At 72.3% G+C, this 15497-nt stretch carries 16 protein-coding genes; 6 read left to right on the top strand and 10 right to left on the bottom strand.

Features of this window, described 5'->3' with window-relative positions:
- Nucleotide 1: 1 nt before the first annotated feature.
- The 3 genes from moeZ to AB0I91_RS09575 form a co-directional block, all read right to left on the bottom strand.
- Nucleotides 2-1174 carry an adenylyltransferase/sulfurtransferase MoeZ gene (gene moeZ / locus AB0I91_RS09585; RefSeq protein WP_230567243.1) on the bottom strand — a complete coding sequence of 391 codons (1173 nt, stop codon included), beginning with the start codon at nucleotides 1172-1174 and terminating at the stop codon, nucleotides 2-4.
- 98 nt (nucleotides 1175-1272) lie between these two features.
- Nucleotides 1273-2301, bottom strand: a complete 1029-nt coding sequence (locus AB0I91_RS09580) for a DUF3152 domain-containing protein (RefSeq protein ID WP_498774447.1) — start codon at nucleotides 2299-2301, stop codon at nucleotides 1273-1275.
- Between the two features lie 82 nt (nucleotides 2302-2383).
- Nucleotides 2384-3367, bottom strand: a complete 984-nt coding sequence (locus AB0I91_RS09575) for an alpha/beta fold hydrolase (RefSeq protein WP_498774445.1) — start codon at nucleotides 3365-3367, stop codon at nucleotides 2384-2386.
- Between the two features lie 140 nt (nucleotides 3368-3507).
- Between AB0I91_RS09575 and AB0I91_RS09570 the strand changes: the two genes are divergently transcribed.
- Nucleotides 3508-4155 (top strand): TetR/AcrR family transcriptional regulator, encoded by a 648-nt coding sequence (locus AB0I91_RS09570; protein WP_053716225.1) that lies wholly within the window; start codon nucleotides 3508-3510, stop codon nucleotides 4153-4155.
- Between the two features lie 172 nt (nucleotides 4156-4327).
- Here the strand turns inward: AB0I91_RS09570 and AB0I91_RS09565 are convergent, their stop codons facing one another.
- On the bottom strand, nucleotides 4328-5233 hold the full coding sequence (locus AB0I91_RS09565) for an alpha/beta fold hydrolase (RefSeq protein WP_499636294.1): 906 nt from the start codon (nucleotides 5231-5233) through the stop codon (nucleotides 4328-4330).
- On the bottom strand, nucleotides 5230-6129 hold the full coding sequence (locus AB0I91_RS09560) for an AurF N-oxygenase family protein (protein WP_498774441.1): 900 nt from the start codon (nucleotides 6127-6129) through the stop codon (nucleotides 5230-5232). The genes AB0I91_RS09565 and AB0I91_RS09560 overlap by 4 nt, the downstream gene beginning before the upstream one ends.
- 84 nt (nucleotides 6130-6213) lie before the next feature.
- Here AB0I91_RS09560 and AB0I91_RS09555 point away from each other — a divergent pair, with 84 nt between their 5' ends.
- Both AB0I91_RS09555 and AB0I91_RS09550 read left to right on the top strand, forming a co-directional pair.
- Complete coding sequence (locus tag AB0I91_RS09555) at nucleotides 6214-6948, top strand: TetR/AcrR family transcriptional regulator (RefSeq protein ID WP_498774439.1); 735 nt, start codon at nucleotides 6214-6216, stop codon at nucleotides 6946-6948.
- Nucleotides 6948-7250 carry a DUF4873 domain-containing protein gene (locus AB0I91_RS09550; RefSeq protein ID WP_498774437.1) on the top strand — a complete coding sequence of 101 codons (303 nt, stop codon included), beginning with the start codon at nucleotides 6948-6950 and terminating at the stop codon, nucleotides 7248-7250. The genes AB0I91_RS09555 and AB0I91_RS09550 overlap by 1 nt, the downstream gene beginning before the upstream one ends.
- Before the next feature lie 101 nt (nucleotides 7251-7351).
- Here the strand turns inward: AB0I91_RS09550 and AB0I91_RS09545 are convergent, their stop codons facing one another.
- Both AB0I91_RS09545 and AB0I91_RS09540 read right to left on the bottom strand, forming a co-directional pair.
- Nucleotides 7352-7582: a DUF3107 domain-containing protein gene (locus AB0I91_RS09545; protein ID WP_230567250.1), complete on the bottom strand. Its 231-nt coding sequence runs from the start codon at nucleotides 7580-7582 to the stop codon at nucleotides 7352-7354.
- Nucleotides 7583-7623: 41 nt separating this feature from the next.
- The gene (locus tag AB0I91_RS09540; protein WP_498774435.1) at nucleotides 7624-8319 is read right to left on the bottom strand and encodes a ferritin-like fold-containing protein; all 696 of its coding nucleotides are present in this window, start codon (nucleotides 8317-8319) and stop codon (nucleotides 7624-7626) included.
- Nucleotides 8320-8672: 353 nt separating this feature from the next.
- On the opposite strand from AB0I91_RS09540, the gene AB0I91_RS09535 reads away from it, so the two are divergent.
- The 3 genes from AB0I91_RS09535 (at nucleotide 8673) to AB0I91_RS09525 (ending at nucleotide 13349) form a co-directional block, all read left to right on the top strand.
- Nucleotides 8673-10316 (top strand): DEAD/DEAH box helicase, encoded by a 1644-nt coding sequence (locus tag AB0I91_RS09535; RefSeq protein ID WP_498774433.1) that lies wholly within the window; start codon nucleotides 8673-8675, stop codon nucleotides 10314-10316.
- 760 nt (nucleotides 10317-11076) lie between these two features.
- The gene (locus AB0I91_RS09530) at nucleotides 11077-12441 is read left to right on the top strand and encodes an Rv3212 family protein (RefSeq protein WP_499636292.1); all 1365 of its coding nucleotides are present in this window, start codon (nucleotides 11077-11079) and stop codon (nucleotides 12439-12441) included.
- Between the two features lie 35 nt (nucleotides 12442-12476).
- On the top strand, nucleotides 12477-13349 hold the full coding sequence (locus AB0I91_RS09525; RefSeq protein WP_499636290.1) for an alpha/beta fold hydrolase: 873 nt from the start codon (nucleotides 12477-12479) through the stop codon (nucleotides 13347-13349).
- Between the two features lie 18 nt (nucleotides 13350-13367).
- On the opposite strand, the gene AB0I91_RS09520 is transcribed toward AB0I91_RS09525, so the two are convergent.
- The 3 genes from AB0I91_RS09520 to AB0I91_RS09510 all read right to left on the bottom strand — a co-directional run bounded on the left by AB0I91_RS09520 (nucleotide 13368) and on the right by AB0I91_RS09510 (nucleotide 15489).
- Complete coding sequence (locus tag AB0I91_RS09520) at nucleotides 13368-13670, bottom strand: hypothetical protein (RefSeq protein WP_498774427.1); 303 nt, start codon at nucleotides 13668-13670, stop codon at nucleotides 13368-13370.
- A gap of 10 nt (nucleotides 13671-13680) precedes the next feature.
- Nucleotides 13681-14520 (bottom strand): RecB family exonuclease, encoded by an 840-nt coding sequence (locus AB0I91_RS09515; RefSeq protein WP_230567256.1) that lies wholly within the window; start codon nucleotides 14518-14520, stop codon nucleotides 13681-13683.
- 111 nt (nucleotides 14521-14631) lie between these two features.
- A complete protein-coding gene (locus AB0I91_RS09510; protein WP_498774648.1) occupies nucleotides 14632-15489 on the bottom strand; it encodes a PHP domain-containing protein in 858 nt (285 codons plus the stop codon).
- Nucleotides 15490-15497 lie beyond the last annotated feature (8 nt).

Below are 15497 nucleotides of genomic sequence, written 5' to 3'. Positions count from 1 at the left end.
TTCAGTAGGTCGGCAGGGAGGGGTCGACCTCGCGGGCCCAGGCGAGCACGCCGCCGCCCACGTGCACCGCGTCCTTGAACCCGGCCTGGTGCAGCACGGCCAGCGCCTCGGCCGAGCGAGCGCCCGACTTGCAGTGCAGCACGACCTGCTTGTCCTGCGGCAGCTCCGCGAACGCCTCGCCCGACAGGATGCGGTCCTTCGGGATCAGCACCGAGCCCGGGATCTTCACGATCTCGTACTCGTGCGGCTCGCGGACGTCCACCAGCAGGAAGTCCTGGCCGCTCTCCTGCTTCTGCTTCAGCTCCAGCGGCGTGATCGTGTTGCCCGCGGCGGCCTGCTGCGCGTCGTCGGACACGACACCGCAAAACGCCTCGTAGTCGATCAGCTCGGTGATCTTCGGGCTCTCCGGGTCCTTGCGGATCTTGATGGTCCGGTAGGACATCTCCAGGGCGTCGTAGACCATGAGCCGGCCGAGCAGCGGGTCGCCGATGCCCGTCAGCAGCTTGATCGCCTCGGTCACCATGACCGAGCCGATCGACGCGCACAGCACGCCCAGCACACCGCCCTCGGCGCACGACGGCACCATGCCGGGCGGCGGGGGCTCGGGGTAGAGGTCGCGGTAGTTCAGGCCCTGGCCGTTCGGCGCGTCCTCCCAGAAGACGCTGACCTGGCCCTCGAACCGGAAGATCGAGCCCCACACGTACGGCTTGCCCAGCAGCACGGCCGCGTCGTTGACCAGGTACCGGGTGGCGAAGTTGTCCGTGCCGTCCAGGATCAGGTCGTAGTCGCGGAAGATGTCGAGCGCGTTCTCCGAGTTCAGGTGGGTCTGGTGCAGGACCACCTTCACGAACGGGTTGATCTCGGCCACCGAGTCCCGGGCCGACTCGGCCTTGGGCTTGCCGACGTCCGACTGACCGTGGATGACCTGACGCTGGAGGTTCGACTCGTCGACGACGTCGAAGTCGACCACGCCGAGCGTGCCGACACCGGCCGCCGCGAGGTAGAGCAGGGCCGGGCTGCCCAGGCCGCCCGCCCCGACGACCAGGACCTTCGCGTTCTTCAGCCGCTTCTGCCCGTCGACCCCGACGTCCGGGATGATCAGGTGGCGGCTGTAGCGCGCTACTTCTTCCTTGGTCAGCTCCGCTGCGGGCTCCACGAGCGGCGGAAGCGCCATCTGAGTCCTCCTCGACGAAACATGTCCTCTACCGACGGACAACACCAGCCTGCCCCTCCGTCTTCCCGGATGGGAAGTCGTCCCAAGGCGCGGGACGGCTACTGCGGTGCGTTCGGGAACGGGTTGGGCGTGCACACCAGGCCGTTGGCCTCCACCGCGTACCGGTTCGAGGAGTCCACCGAGTTGAGCTGGGCGACGTAGTCGTTGGCCACCCCGAACGACTGCTGCATCATCACCGGCGCTGCCTTGCCGTTCTCCTTGCAGCCCTCGTGCGGGTTCTTCAGCACGTGGCCGACCTCGTGGTTGATCGCGTAGGTCCGGTAGGCGCTGATGTCGTTGCCGTAGACCTTGCCGCCGCGCACCCACCGGGCCGTGTTGATGATGACCCGCTTGGTGCCGGTGTGCCAGCACGACGACTCGAACTGGATCTGGAACCCGCACAGGGCGTGCGTGGTGCTGGTGGTGGTCAAGCTCACGGTGAAGTCGACCGGTCCGGTGTCGACGCGCTGCATGGTCGTCTGGCCGGTGCCGATCCAGCTGCGCGGGTCGGCCAGGATGCCGTCGACCGTGCGGGCGAACGCCTCGCGGTCGCCGTTGTAGTCCGCCGGCTCCACGCCGTCCTCGATGGCGATCGCGTACCGGTAGAGCTTGCCGCCGGTGCCCGCCGGCTGGGTGCTGCCCGGCACCACGGCGAACGTGCCCGCGCCCTGCTCGGAGAACTTCGGCCCGTCCGGCAGCTGCGCGGTGGGGAAGTTCTTCAGGTCGATGTCGCCCGGCGGCTTCTCGGTCGCCTCGGGCGGCCCGGAGCTGGACGGCGGCGCGGACGAGCCGGTGGTGGGGTTGGTCTCGCCACCGGCGGACGTGGAGGGCGCGGCGGTGTCCAGCACGACCAGGGCCGTGAGCACGAGCAGCACGGGGATGGCGTAGATCCGCCAGCCGTAGCCCGCGACCAGGCCCTTCACACCCCTGCGGCGCTTGCGACGCCTCCGACCGGCCGGTTCCCAGGCCGCGGCCAGCGGCTCGGCGCCGGTGCGGCGCGTGCCGCGGCGGTAGCGGTCCTCGGGCAGCGGCGGCCGGTCATCAGAGGACGGCGGCGTGTCACGCGCGCCCTGCGACGTCCGGTTCACGCCGACCAGGGTGCCACAACCGCACCCCGGCGGCGGACTCCAGGTGACCTGCGCGTCACCGGTCGGCTGAACCGATCACGCGTCACCACGCCCGCCGCTCGACCGCCTCCCACATGCCCGCCACGGCCCGCGCGACCGACACCGGCCGTTCCATCTGCGCCACGTGCCCGGTGCGCGGCAGCACGAGCAGCCGCCCGCGCGGGATCAGCCTGGCCACCCTCGGCGCCTTGCGCACGCTGACCAGCCGGTCCTCCGTGCCCCACACGACCAGCGTGGGCGCGGTGATCTTCGGCGGCAGCAGCCACATCGACTTCGACCTCGGGACCAGCCACGAGCGGATCAGGTCGACCGTGCTGGCGCTGAGCGCGTTGCCGGCCCACGCCTGCGCGGACCGCTCGGTGTACTCCCGCTCGCTCTGCTCGATCCGGTTCGCCGGCACCGAGTGGGGTTCGGCGAAGCACAGCCGAAGCATCTGGTGGGTGCGCTCACGCGGCGTCATCGCGGCCAGCTGCGCCTGCACCCGCGGGCCGACGACCGGCAGGAACGCCAGCGGCAGCCGCCGGTCCGACACCCGGCGCAGGCTCGGCCGCAGGTCCGGCACGGCCGGTGAGACCAGCGTCAGGGTGCGTACCAGGTCGGGCCGGGTGGCGGCGACCATCAGCGTGATCGCGCCGCCCATGGAGTTGCCGAACAGGTGCACCGGGTCGCCGCCGAGCGACTCGATGTACTCGGTGACGACCCGAGCGTGCGTGGCCATCCGGAAGTCGTAGCCGTCGATCGGTTCGGAGCGGCCGAAACCGGGCAGGTCCAGCGCGTGGCCCTCGACGTGCTCGCGCAGCTGCGCGGCCAGGTCGGTCCAGTTCGTCGCCGAGCCGCCCAGCCCGTGCACGTAGACCGCCCTCGACCCGGCCGGTCCCGCGGTGCGGCGGACGTGCACGCTGTGCCCGCCCACCTCGACGTAGTCACCAGGCCACGGCTGGATCGTTGTGTCCAGCGGAGGTAGCGGCGCGGTGGACAGGGGCACGTGGGTGATGGCGGTCCTGCGGGCCTCCAGCGTCTCGGTCACCACCCCAGGATGCCTGGCCGGGCGTCCTACGAAACGGGAAGCATGCTTGGAACGCAGCTACCAGCGAGTAAGGTTGCCGACGAGCCGGAAGGGCAACCCCTTTCCCGGTTCCGCGAAGTGATTGGTTGGCTGGAGGCACCATGACGGAGACGGCCCAGACTGCGGTCGGGCACCACGGCGGCGCGGCGGGGCGGGGTGTACGGCTCCCGCGGACCGCGCGACGTGCCCAGTTGCTGGCCGCGGCGCAGGACGTGTTCGTGACCAACGGCTACCACGCCGCCGCGATGGACGAGATCGCGGAACGCGCGGGGGTCAGCAAACCGGTCCTCTACCAGCACTTCCCCGGCAAGCTCGAGCTGTACATGGCGCTGCTGGAGTCCCACGTGGACGAGCTGGTGAACCGCGTGCGCGGCGCGCTGGCGTCCACGACGGACAACAAGCAGCGGGTGAAGGCCGCCGTCGCCGCGTTCTACGACTTCGTGGACGGCGAGGGCCAGGCGTTCCGGATGGTGTTCGAGTCGGACCTGCGCGGCGAGCCGGCGGTGGCCCGCGCCGTGGAGCGGGCGACGACCGACAGCGTCGAGGCCATCACCGACACGATCACCGCCGACGCGGGCCTCGACGAGCACCGCGCGCGGCTGCTCGCGGTCGGCCTGGTGGGGTTGTCGCAGGTCACGGCACGCGCGTGGCTCGCGGACGACCGGAAGCTCGCGAAGGAGGACGCGGTCGCCCTGATCTCGAACCTCGCCTGGCGGGGCATCGGCGGCGGCTTCCCGCTCCAGCACTGAGGACCGGGTTGAGGGCCGTCCCCGACGACGGCCCTCAACCCGCGCTCACAGCAGCGCGATGCTGCGTCGGCAGGTCGAGACCCATTTCGTGGCGATCACGCTTTTCGATCGTCGCGAAATCAGGCTCGACCTGCCGACTTCCAGGCGGCCTCGCCGACCTGCCGGAGGCGGGTCAATGCAACGCCGTGATGTGTGCTGTGACCTCGTCCGCCCTCTCCAGGGGCAGCATGTGGCCGGCGCCCAGGTGGATCACCAGCTCGGCGTGCGGCAGCTCGTCCGCCAGCACGCGCGCGTGCCGCAACGGCGTCAGCCGGTCCTCCGCGCCCGCCAGCACGACGGTCCGGATGCCCGCCAGCCCGGCCAGCGCCCTGCGCCGGTCGTGCTCGTCCAGCGAGTCGCGGAACCCGACCATGCTCACCGGGTGGCAGCGGCCGACCATCGCGGCCGTCATCGCCACCTCCCGCCACGACGGGCGCTTGCCGAACAGCAACCACCGCAGGCCCGGCCGGACCACCTCGGTGCGCTTGAGCAGCTCGGCCCGCCGCAACCGGACGATCTGCCGGTTGACGGCCTTCTCCCCCGCCACGAACGCCCGGCCGAACGGTCCAGGCAGCCCCAGCGTCGACCCGGCGAGTTCACCCGAAGAGGTGGCGATCAGGACGACGCCGTCCACGCGGTCGAGCAGCGAGGGGTGCTGCTCGGCCAACGCCATGATCGTCATGCCGCCCATCGAGTGACCGGCCAGCACGAGCCGCCCGGTCGGCACGCGGGCCGCCACCAGCTCGGCCAGGTCGTCCGCGCACCGCGCGATCGTGGCCGTCCCGACCGGCGCGGGCGCCGAGGCGCCGTGACCCCGGTGGTCGTACCGCAGCACGCGCCCCGGCAGCGCCGGGGCCACCGCGTCCCACGACGTGTGGTCCAGCGTCCAGCCGTGCAGCAGCACGGTGGTCACCTCGGCGTCCGGCGGCCCGCTGTCGACCACGTGCAGCGCCGTGCCGTCGGAGGTCACGAACCGCGGGCCCGCCTCCCGCGTGCGGCCCTCGCCCCCGACGGCCGGCGCGTCCACCCGAGCCCTCATCCGAGCAGGAACGAGCGGCGCCACGCGCGCATGCCCGGCTTGCCGACCAGCCCGACCTCGTCCAGGAACTTCATGATCCGCTCGCCCGACCAGCGGATGCTCTCCTGCCAGTGCGGGTTGCCCAGCGCGGCCTTGTGCGCCTGGTCCTTGTCCAGCCCCACGGCCGCGTACACGTCCGGGTTGATCAGCGACCGGGTGATGAACATCGACGTGGTCGCGAGCAGCCACCGCTGGTAGGGCAGCTCCTTCTTGGTCAGCTTCGCCATCCCGCGCACGACCTCTTCGCGCGCGAACCGCACGTGCCGGGCCTCTTCGAGCACGTGGATCCGGTTGACCATGCGCACCAGCGGCTGCACGGTCTCGTCGGCCATCGTCTCGCGCTGCAACCGGTCCAGCATCTCCTCGGCGACCAGGATCGACCCGTACAGGGCGGGCCCGTAGCCGATCACGGGCAGCAGCTTGCCCAGCTGGTAGGTGTACTGGCGGGGGCCGTAGGGCGGGCAGCCGATCGCCTCGACCATCCGGGCGAACATCGTGGAGTGCCGGCACTCGTCGGCGACCTCGGTCAGCGCGTACTGCGCGTGCTTGGTCGTCGGGTCCGAGCGGTAGACCTCCTTGAGCAGCATCTGCATCAGCAGGATCTCGAACCACAGGCCGACGCTGGCCACGCTCGCGACCTCGTGCCGCGACAGGTCGACGCGCTGCTCGGGGCTCATCCGGTCCCACAGCTCGGTGCCGTACAGCGAGCACCGGTGCTCGGGCGTGTACCGCAGGCCGTCGACCAGGGGCGCGGACCAGTCGATGTCGACCTCGGGGTCGTAGAACTTGTCGGCCGAGGAGTTGAGCAGACGCTCGGCGGTCTTCTCGCGGTCCGCGACCTTCAAGGCCTTCGTCATCGGTGGTCCCTCCCGGGGAGAGTTATCTGTAACTCGAGTTATCTGTAACTTGAGGTAACGGTTACTTCTGGTAGCGTGCGTCACATGGCTCGAACTGTCAAGGGCGGAACCGACGCCCGCCGGGAACGGTGGAAGGGGCACCGCGAGGCGCGGCGCGCCGAATTCGTGGAGGCCACCATCCGCGCCGTCGCCAAGCACGGCCCGGACGTGGGCATGGACGAGATCGCCGCCGAGGCGGGCGTCAGCAAGCCGGTGCTCTACCGGCACTTCGCCGACAAGTCCGACCTCTACCTCGCCGTCGGCCGGCGCGGCACCGAGATGCTCATGGACAAGATGGGGCCCGCGATCGACCTCGACGGTCCGATCCGCCCCCGCATCCAGGGCATCGTCGACGCGTACCTGTCGGTGATCGAGGAGCACCCCAACCTGTACCGGTTCGTGGTGCGCAAGTCGTTCACCGACCGGCCGGTCGAGCAGGACGTGGTCAACGAGGACAAGCAGCTGATCGCGGCGGCCCTGGCCCGGCTGCTCGGCGACTACCTGCGGGCGTTCGACATGGACTCCGGCGGCGCCGAGCCGTGGGCGCACGCGCTGGTCGGCATGGTGCAGAACGCGGGCGACTGGTGGCTCGACCGGCAGTCGATGACGCGGGCGAGCCTGAGCGACTACCTGACCACCATCATCTGGCACGCCATCGACGGCCTGCTCCGCTCCGCGGGCGTGGACCTCGACCCGGAGGCGCCGCTGACCACCGGGTTCACCGACGGTGACCGGCACGAAGGACCCCGGCTGCGGGTCGTCGACGTCGAGGAGGCGTGATGTCCGAAGAGCACGAGCACGACGAAGAGGGGTACACCGGCGCGGCCGTGCTGGTGTTCGACGAGCGGGAGGTGCCGGTCAGCGTCGAGCTGCGCGGCTACTTCCAGCCCATCGACGGCCGCTACCACTGGTACGGCCGGGTCGGCGCGAACGAGCAGGTCACCGAGCTGGTGGAGGGTGGTGCGCGGACCGCGCTGCTGCGCACGCCCGACGGCTCGGCGACCGGTTCGCTGACCGACCCCGACCCCTGGCGGCGCTACCGCGTGGCGGGCACCTCAACGCCGCCGTTCACGGTGGGCTGACCAGGGCGGGAAACGCGGAAGGGGCACCCGATCGGGTGCCCCTTCTCGTGCCCGGTCACCCGGGCGGCGAAGTTCGCTCGGCTGCGTGCCGCGCGGACGCCTCAGTCGCCGGAGACGAACCCGACCCGGCGCGAGTCGCTCGGACCGATCTCCACGTACGCGATGCGAGCCGCGGGCACCACGTAGCGGGCGCCCTTCTGGTCGACCAGCACGAGCTGCCCGGTGCCCGCCTTCAGCGCGTCCGCGACCTGCGCCTCGACCTCTTCGGGGGTGAGCCCGCTGGACACCACGAGCTCCCGCGGGCTGTCCGCGATCCCGACCCTGACCTCCACGCTGACCTCCGTGCGGCGTTGATGGCTTTCGAACACCAACCCTAGCCGAGCCCGAGCGCCGCCATGCGTCGCGTGTGGCTCTGCTGGAGGCGTCGGAACAGCGCCGCGATGCCCGCCAGGTCGCCCGAGCCGCGCACGATCAGCTCCGCGAGCCCGTCGCGCTCCGCCACCACGTACTGGGCCTGCGTCAACGCCTCGCCGAGCAGCCGGCGACCCCACAACGTGAGGCGGTCTCGCAGCTTCGGGTCGTCGTCGCAGGCGGACCGGACTTCGCGCTCGGCGAACGCCGAGTGGCCCGTGTCGGCCAGCACCGCGAGCACCAGCTCCTTGGTCGGCTCGTCCAGCCACTCGGCGACCTCGCGGTAGAAGTCGGCCGCCAGGGCGTCCCCGACGTAGGCCTTCACCAGCGACTCCAGCCACGTGCGCGGCGCCGTGGAGGCGTGGAAGCCGTCGAAGCCCGCGGCGAACGGCCGCATGGCCTCCTCCAGCGAGTGGCCGCGCTCGGCCAGGTACCGGTCCAGCAGCGCGTAGTGACCGATCTCGGCCGCCGCCATCTGCGACAGCGCGGCGCGCCCGGACAGCGTGGGCGCGGTCCTGGCGTCCTCGGCGAGCCGGTCGAACGCCGACAGCTCGCCGTACGCGAGCGCGCCGAGGAGGTCGACGACACCCTCCGCCACCTGGCCACCGTCACCCACCGCAACCTGGCCCACCGCTGCATCCACTCCCGGGTCGCTCATGCCACGGAGCCTAGTCGGGTGTCGTTGACAACACCCTGGGCACGCGAAACCGCACTCGACGCCGCGAACCACCCCGATCGGCCTAGTCGGCGGGTAGACTCGACAGATGACGCCCGGCGCGGCGCGGCCCAGTGGGGGCTCGCAGCGGTGCCGAAGGCTGAACTGCGGCGGCACCGTGCCGCCAGGAGAGGGTGCGCGCACACACCTCGCTGGCCCTCCCGCGACCCGCCCGGCCCCTTGCGGTGGCCCGAGTGGCGGTGACGCGGTCGAGCGGCCCGTACAGGCCGTGGCGCGCTGGTACGAGAGAGGCGATCATCCTGACCGCGACGAACGAAGAGACCCATATCGACCCGGTGGCCTTGGAGCACAGCGAGGCGGGTGTCCCGGAAGACGACACCTCGCACCCGCTCGTGGCCGACGCCCCGGTCAAACCCGATGCGCCCACGTTCGGCGAGCTCGGCGTGCGCGAGGAGATCGTGCGCTCCCTGGCCGAGGCGGGCATCCACCGCACGTTCGCCATCCAGGAGCTGACGCTGCCGCTGGCGCTGGCCGGCGACGACGTCATCGGCCAGGCCCGCACCGGCACCGGCAAGACGCTGGGCTTCGGCATCCCGCTGCTCCAGCGCATCGTCACGCCCGGTGACGGCACGCCGCAGGCGCTGGTGGTCGTGCCGACGCGTGAGCTGTGCCTTCAGGTCACCCACGACCTGACCGACGCGGCGAAGCACCTCAACGTGCGCGTGCTGGCCATCTACGGCGGCCGGCCGTACGAGCCGCAGATCGCGGCGCTGCGCAAGGGCGTCGACGTGGTCGTCGGCACGCCCGGCCGGCTCCTCGACCTGGCCGAGCAGCGCCACCTGGTGCTCGGCAAGGTGCGCGGGCTGGTGCTGGACGAGGCCGACGAGATGCTCGACCTGGGCTTCCTGCCCGACATCGAGCGGATCCTGCGCATGGTGCCCGACGAGCGGCAGACCATGCTGTTCTCGGCGACCATGCCCGGCCCGATCATCACGCTGGCGCGCACGTTCCTCAACCAGCCCACGCACGTGCGGGCGGAGGAGAACGACGCGGGCGCCATCCACGAGCGCACCGAGCAGTTCGTCTACCGGGCGCACGCGCTGGACAAGTCGGAGCTGCTGGCGCGGGCGTTGCAGGCCCGTGAGCGCGGCCTGTCGATGGTGTTCACCCGGACCAAGCGCACCGCCCAGAAGGTGGCCGACGACCTGGTCGAGCGCGGTTTCGCCGCGGCGGCCGTGCACGGTGACCTGGGGCAGGGCGCGCGCGAGCAGGCGCTGCGGGCGTTCCGCTCGGGCAAGATCGACGTGCTGGTGGCCACCGACGTGGCGGCGCGCGGCATCGACGTCGAGGGCGTCACGCACGTGATCAACTACCAGTGCCCCGAGGACGAGAAGACCTACGTGCACCGCATCGGCCGCACGGGTCGGGCGGGGCGCACGGGCGTCGCGGTCACGTTGGTCGACTGGGACGAGATGCCCCGGTGGAAGATGATCAGCGACGCGCTCGACCTGGGCAAGCCGGAGCCGGTGGAGACGTACTCGACGTCGGACCACCTGTTCGCGGACCTGGACATCCCGGCGGGCTCGACCGGTCGGCTGCCGTTGGGGCTGCGCACGCGCGCGGGCCTGGAGGCCGAGCCGGAGGAGAACCTGAAGGGCGAGAAGAAGACGCGCAAGCGCCGGCGTAGCGGCCGGGCGGGCGACGCGGCCCCGGCCACCGAGTCCGGCAACGGCGGCGGCAGCACCACCGGCTCCGGGTCGGGCGAGGAGGGCGGCACCAGGCCGCGCAAGCGCCGCCGCAGTCGTGGTGGCGTGTCGGCGTCCGGCGAGAACGGTGCAGCCACCGAGGCATCGGCCGAGGTCACCGCAGGCGCGCCGGAGTCGTCTTCGACTTCGTCCACCGCCGACCCCGACCGCCCCCGCAGGCGCAGGCGTCGCCGCACGGGCGGCGAGTCGGCGGAGTCGGCACCGGCCGAGTAGGGAACAATCGTGGTGGGCAGCGCAACCCAAGCGCTGCCCGACTCGACCGCAACACGATCGGGTGATCATCGCCCGAAAATGTACGGAAACACTGTTACCGCACCTCGGTTGAAAACGAGGAGCCCCGAACCAACCCGGATCCCTGGGCCACCCACCCGCCGCCCGCCACGGCGACCGGGCCACCAGGACGGGACGGACGGGGAGACTCGGACCAGCGGCCACCGGGCCGCCGGAACGGACGGCAGGCCACCCCGCCGGGCACGGCACGACGCCCGGCCCGAACACCGGACAGCGGTGGACGGACCCAGGGGTGGGCCAAGCCGGGTCCACGGAGCCGGGCCGGACCAGCCCGGGTGAACGGACCCGGGCCAGGCCGGGCGAGGCCAGGCCAGGTCAGGCCGCGGACAGCAACAGCCCGCGCCGCAACGGTCGAGCCGCTGGACACGGCCCGCGCCGGAACGGCAGGGTTGGCTGGACAACGGCCCGCGGCGCAACGGGCGAAGCCGCCTGCAACGGCCTGCGGCGCAAGGGCCGGAACCGCCGGAGGCGGCCCGCAGCGCAAGGGCCGGAAGCGGCTCGCGCCGGCGCGGTCAGGGCCGCGCCGGAGCCGCGTCAGCACCGCGCCGGAACGGGTGGGCCGCGGGTAGCGGAACGCCGCGGGGAACGGTAGGTGCCGCCGCCTCACACCGACCTCTTCCCGGTGGTGGCAGCATGTCGCCAGACCGAACGCGATAGATCACCGACCATCGGGAGCCGGGCAGTGGGCCAGCCGGAGCAGGCGGATTCGAACGGGCAGGTCGTGCTGGACGAGGAAGACGTCCTGGCGAAGCCCGTCGAACCCCAGGTCGAGCCGCACGACGGCGGCGGACAGCACGACGACGAGCCGCACGACACCGAGCCGCACGAGCCGGTGCCGTCCAGGTCCTGGCGCACCAGGGGCGACTTCATCGGCCTGACCCTGGTCGTGGTCGCGGTGCTGGTGGCGAGCCTCGTGCTGTGGCTGACCAGCGACGCCCGCAACACCGTCAGCCAGACCGGCCCGTCCGAGATCACCCCGCTGCAGCCCGCCACCGCGATGCCGCCGACGCTGTCCGAGATCTGGCGCGCCCCCAGCGGCGCGACGCCGGTCCCGGTGAACCTCGACTCGGTCGTCGTCACGGGCGACGGCGGCGAGGTCGTCGGCCGCGACGCGCTCACCGGCGACGTCCGCTGGCGCTACGCCCGCGACCTGCCCCTGTGCACCGTCTCCACGGCCTGGGGCCGGATCTTCGCGGTGCACCGCAAGGACACCAACTGCTCCGAGGTCACCACCCTCGAGAACGCCTCCGGCAAGCGCGGACCGCAGCGCAACGGCGACGCCGAGCTCGGCACCCGCCTGCTGAACGAGGGCTCGCACGTGCTCACCACCGGCGGCACGTACGTCGAGGTCTACCGCCGCGACGACCTGGTCCGCTCGATGGAGTACGGCGCCCTGCGCGCGATCGTGAACCCGAACAAGCAGCCGCGCACCGGCTGCACGTACCACTCGTTCGCGGTCACCGGCGGCAAGATCGCGCTGATCGAGCGCTGCCCGGCCCTCGACCCGTCCGACCGCCTCACCATCCTCAAGCCCAACCCCGAGAAGTCCGACGAGCCGCAGGTCATCAGCTCCACCGTCACCGGCGAGAACGGCGCCCGGGTGATCGCCGTGACGGCGAACCGGGTCGCGCTGGCCGTGCCGGGCCGGATCGTGGTGTTCGACTCCGAGACCGGCGCCTCGATCGGCAGCTACCCGGTCGACGTCACCGCCGAGGAGCTCGCGGGCGACCCGCCCGGACGGGTGGCGTCGACGTTCACCAGCACCGCGAACGTCTACTGGTTCACCGGGTCGAAGACGGTCGCGCTGTCGCTGACCGAGCTGAACCCGCTGTGGACCGCGAACGACACCCTCGGCGCGGGCACCACGCTCGCCGGGCGGCTGCTGCTGCCGGTCGACGCCGGGCTGAAGGTGCTCGACCAGATCACCGGCGAGGAGATCGCCTCGGTCCCGGTCGACCGCGGCGACCACACCGGCCCGATCGAGATGGCCACCGAGGGCCCGGTCGTGCTGGAGCAGCGCGGCGGCACGCTCGTCGCACTGCGGTAACGCGCCCACGCGGCCGGTGCGGCAGACTGCGAGACGTGCACTCGCAGTTCAGCCCGCACCGGGCGCAACGCGTGGACCTGCCCGGCAGGCACGGACCGATCGCGGCCCTGCACGCCCCCGCCGCCGGACTCGACCTCGGCGCGACGGCGCTCCTGATCCCCGGCTACACGGGATCCAAGGAGGACTTCGCGCCGCTGGTCGACCCGATAGCCGACGCCGGCATCGAGGTCGTGGCGATCGACCTGCCTGGCCAGTACGAGTCGCCCGGCCCGCTCCTCGAATCCGACTACCGGCCCGAGGCGCTGGGCGCGTCGGTGGCCGAACTGGTCGCGAAACTGGCCGCCGAGGGCAGGCGGGTGCTGCTGCTGGGTCACTCGTTCGGTGGACTGGTGGCCCGCGGCGCGGTGCTGGCGGGGGCGCCGGTCTCGGGGTTGACGCTGATGGCGTCCGGCCCGTCCGAGCTGCCGCCGGGCGAGCGCCGCACCGCGCTGGACTACGGCGAGATCGTGCTCCGCGAGCAGGGCGTCGAGGCGTCGCACGAGGTCAACGAGACCCGCCAAGCGCTCAACCCGCGCTGGCGGATGGTCCCCCAGGAGCTGAAGGACTTCTACCGCGAGCGGTTCGTCCGCTCGTCACCCGTCGGGCTGCTCGGCATGGGCGAGGCGCTGCGCGCCGAACCGGACCTGGTCGCCAAGCTGGCCCGGGTCGCCCGGTCCGGCGGCATCCCGTGCCTGGTGGTGTGCGGCGACCTGGACGACGCCTGGTCGGCCGCGAGCCAGCGGGACATGGCCGAACGCCTCGACGCCGACTTCGCCGTGCTGCCCGGCGTCATGCACAACCCGAACACCGAGGCGCCGGACGCCCTGCTGGCCACGCTCCTGCCGACCTGGCGCGCCTGGCTCTCCTGACCGCGCGCCGCGATCAGGTCACGCCCACCAGAAGAACCACAGGGTCGACGCCGCCAGCAGCACGACCAGCAGGCCGCACAACGCCACCGCCCAGCCCCGGCGCCGGTCGGCCACGACCTGCGCCACCACCGCGGCGACGGCCGCCACGCCGTGCCCGGCCACCACGTCCAGCCCCGGTCCGGGCAGGTCGCGGGAGCCCGCGTAGACCTGCACGCCGATCAAGCCCAACGTCAGCAGCACCAAGCCGACGGCGAGCGCGCCGCTGACGCCGCGCCACAGCCTGGCCAGGCGTGGTTCGGGTCCGCTGTCCACCATCGTCACGCGGCCAACTCTACGGCGCGAGCAGCGCCCACGGGTCGAGCGAGGGCGCCGCGCGTTGACCTTCGGGGCACGACCGGCGGAAGTCGCACCACGTGCACTGGTTGCCGGTGCGCGGCGGGAACAGGATCTCCGGGTCGCCGCCCGCCTCCAGCGTGTCGGTGGCCAGCCGCAGCTCGTCCGCCGCCTCCTCGGCCCGCGACACGTGCCGCCCCAGGCTCTCCTCGGTGTGCTCCCACACCGACACCGTGCCCGTGGGCAGGTGGTGCAGCTCGACCCGGTGGCACGGCTTGCGCAGCGTCCGCCGGGCCGCCAGCGCGTACAGGGCCAGCGCCTGCGAGCCCCGCGCGTCGTCCACGGTCAGCGCGTGCCGCCCGGTCTTGTAGTCGACGATCACCAGCTCGCCGTCGCGCAGGTCGATCCGGTCGACGCGGCCCTCGGCGACGATCTTCGACGTGGGCGTGGACACCCAGCGCTCGATGCCGACCGGCTCGATCGACGTGTCCAGCTCGGTGACGTAGTCGCGCACCCACCCGACCGCCCGGTCCCGGTACACGCCCGCCTGCTCGGCGTCCCGGAACCCGTCGTTCTTCCACTGGCGGTGCAGCAGCGCGACCGCCTGCTCGGGCGTGCGGCGCTGGGCGGGCAGGTCGAACAACGCCTTCAACGCGTTGTGCACGACCGCGCCCAGGGTGTTGTGCGCCCACGCCCCACCGCGCGGCGGCGACGGCCGGTCGAGGTAGGCCATGCGGAAGCGACGCGGGCAGTCGGCCCACGTGGCGAGCTTCGCCGGCGTCACCCGCACGAGCTTCTTCGGCATCGCCCCGAAGTCGAACCCCAGCTGTTCCTGCACGCCCTCACGCTACCGAGGGGGTCCGACAGTGTTGGATGCGCCGCCTCCGGCGTCGCGGGCGACCTCGCGGTTCGGTGGTCGACCGAGGGATCCGAGAGGGATCCTGACGGGTCAACCGACCAGCACCTTGCACCCGGTTGCCCGATCGGCCAAGGCGTCCAGCACGTCCGGTGACGTGGTTTCCGCGCCGAGCCGCACCGTCTTGTTGGTGCCGTGGTAGTCGCTGGACCCCGTGGTCAGCAGGCCCAGCTCCCCCGCCAGGCCGCGCAGCCGCACCCGCGTCGCCGGGTCGTGGTCGGGGTGGTCGACCTCGACGCCAGCCAGCCCCAGGCCGGCCAGGTCGGCCACCACCTGGTCGGTCACGATCGGGCCCCGCGAGGTCGCGAAGGGGTGTGCCAGGACGGTCACGCCGCCCGCCTCCGTGATCATCTCGATCGCCCGCGCCACGGGCGTGTCGGTGCGCGGCACGTAGTACCGGCCGCCCGTGAGGTACCGGGCGAACGCCTCGTCGACCGTGGACACCACGCCGGCCCGGATCAACGCCATGGCGAGGTGCGGACGTCCGGCGGGCGCGTCGGTCGGCATGGCCGCCATCAGCTCGTCGGGGTCGATGGGGAACCCGTCGGCGACCATCCGCTCGGCCATCCGGCGCAGCCGGTGCCGCCGTTCGAGGCGCAGCCGCAGCTGCTCCTCGACCAGCGCGGGCGAGGTGTGGTCGTACAGGTAGGCGAGCAGGTGGACGGTGATGACCCGGCCCCGGCCGTCGTCGGAGGCACAGGACAGCTCGGCGCCGCGCACCAGCTTCAAGCCGGGTGGCAGCGCGTTGGCCGCCTCCGCCCAGCCCGCTGCGGTGTCGTGGTCGGTGAGCGCGACCGCGGTCAAGCCGGTGGCGGCCGCGGCCGCCACCAACTCCGCGGGCGTGTCGGTGCCGTCGGACTCGGTCGAGTGGGTGTGCAGGTCGATGCGCACCCTGCCAG

The organism is Actinosynnema sp. NPDC049800 (assembly GCF_040656635.1).
Classification (GTDB): Bacteria; Actinomycetota; Actinomycetes; order Mycobacteriales; family Pseudonocardiaceae; genus Actinosynnema.
This window is presented reverse-complemented; position numbering and strand designations above follow the sequence as displayed.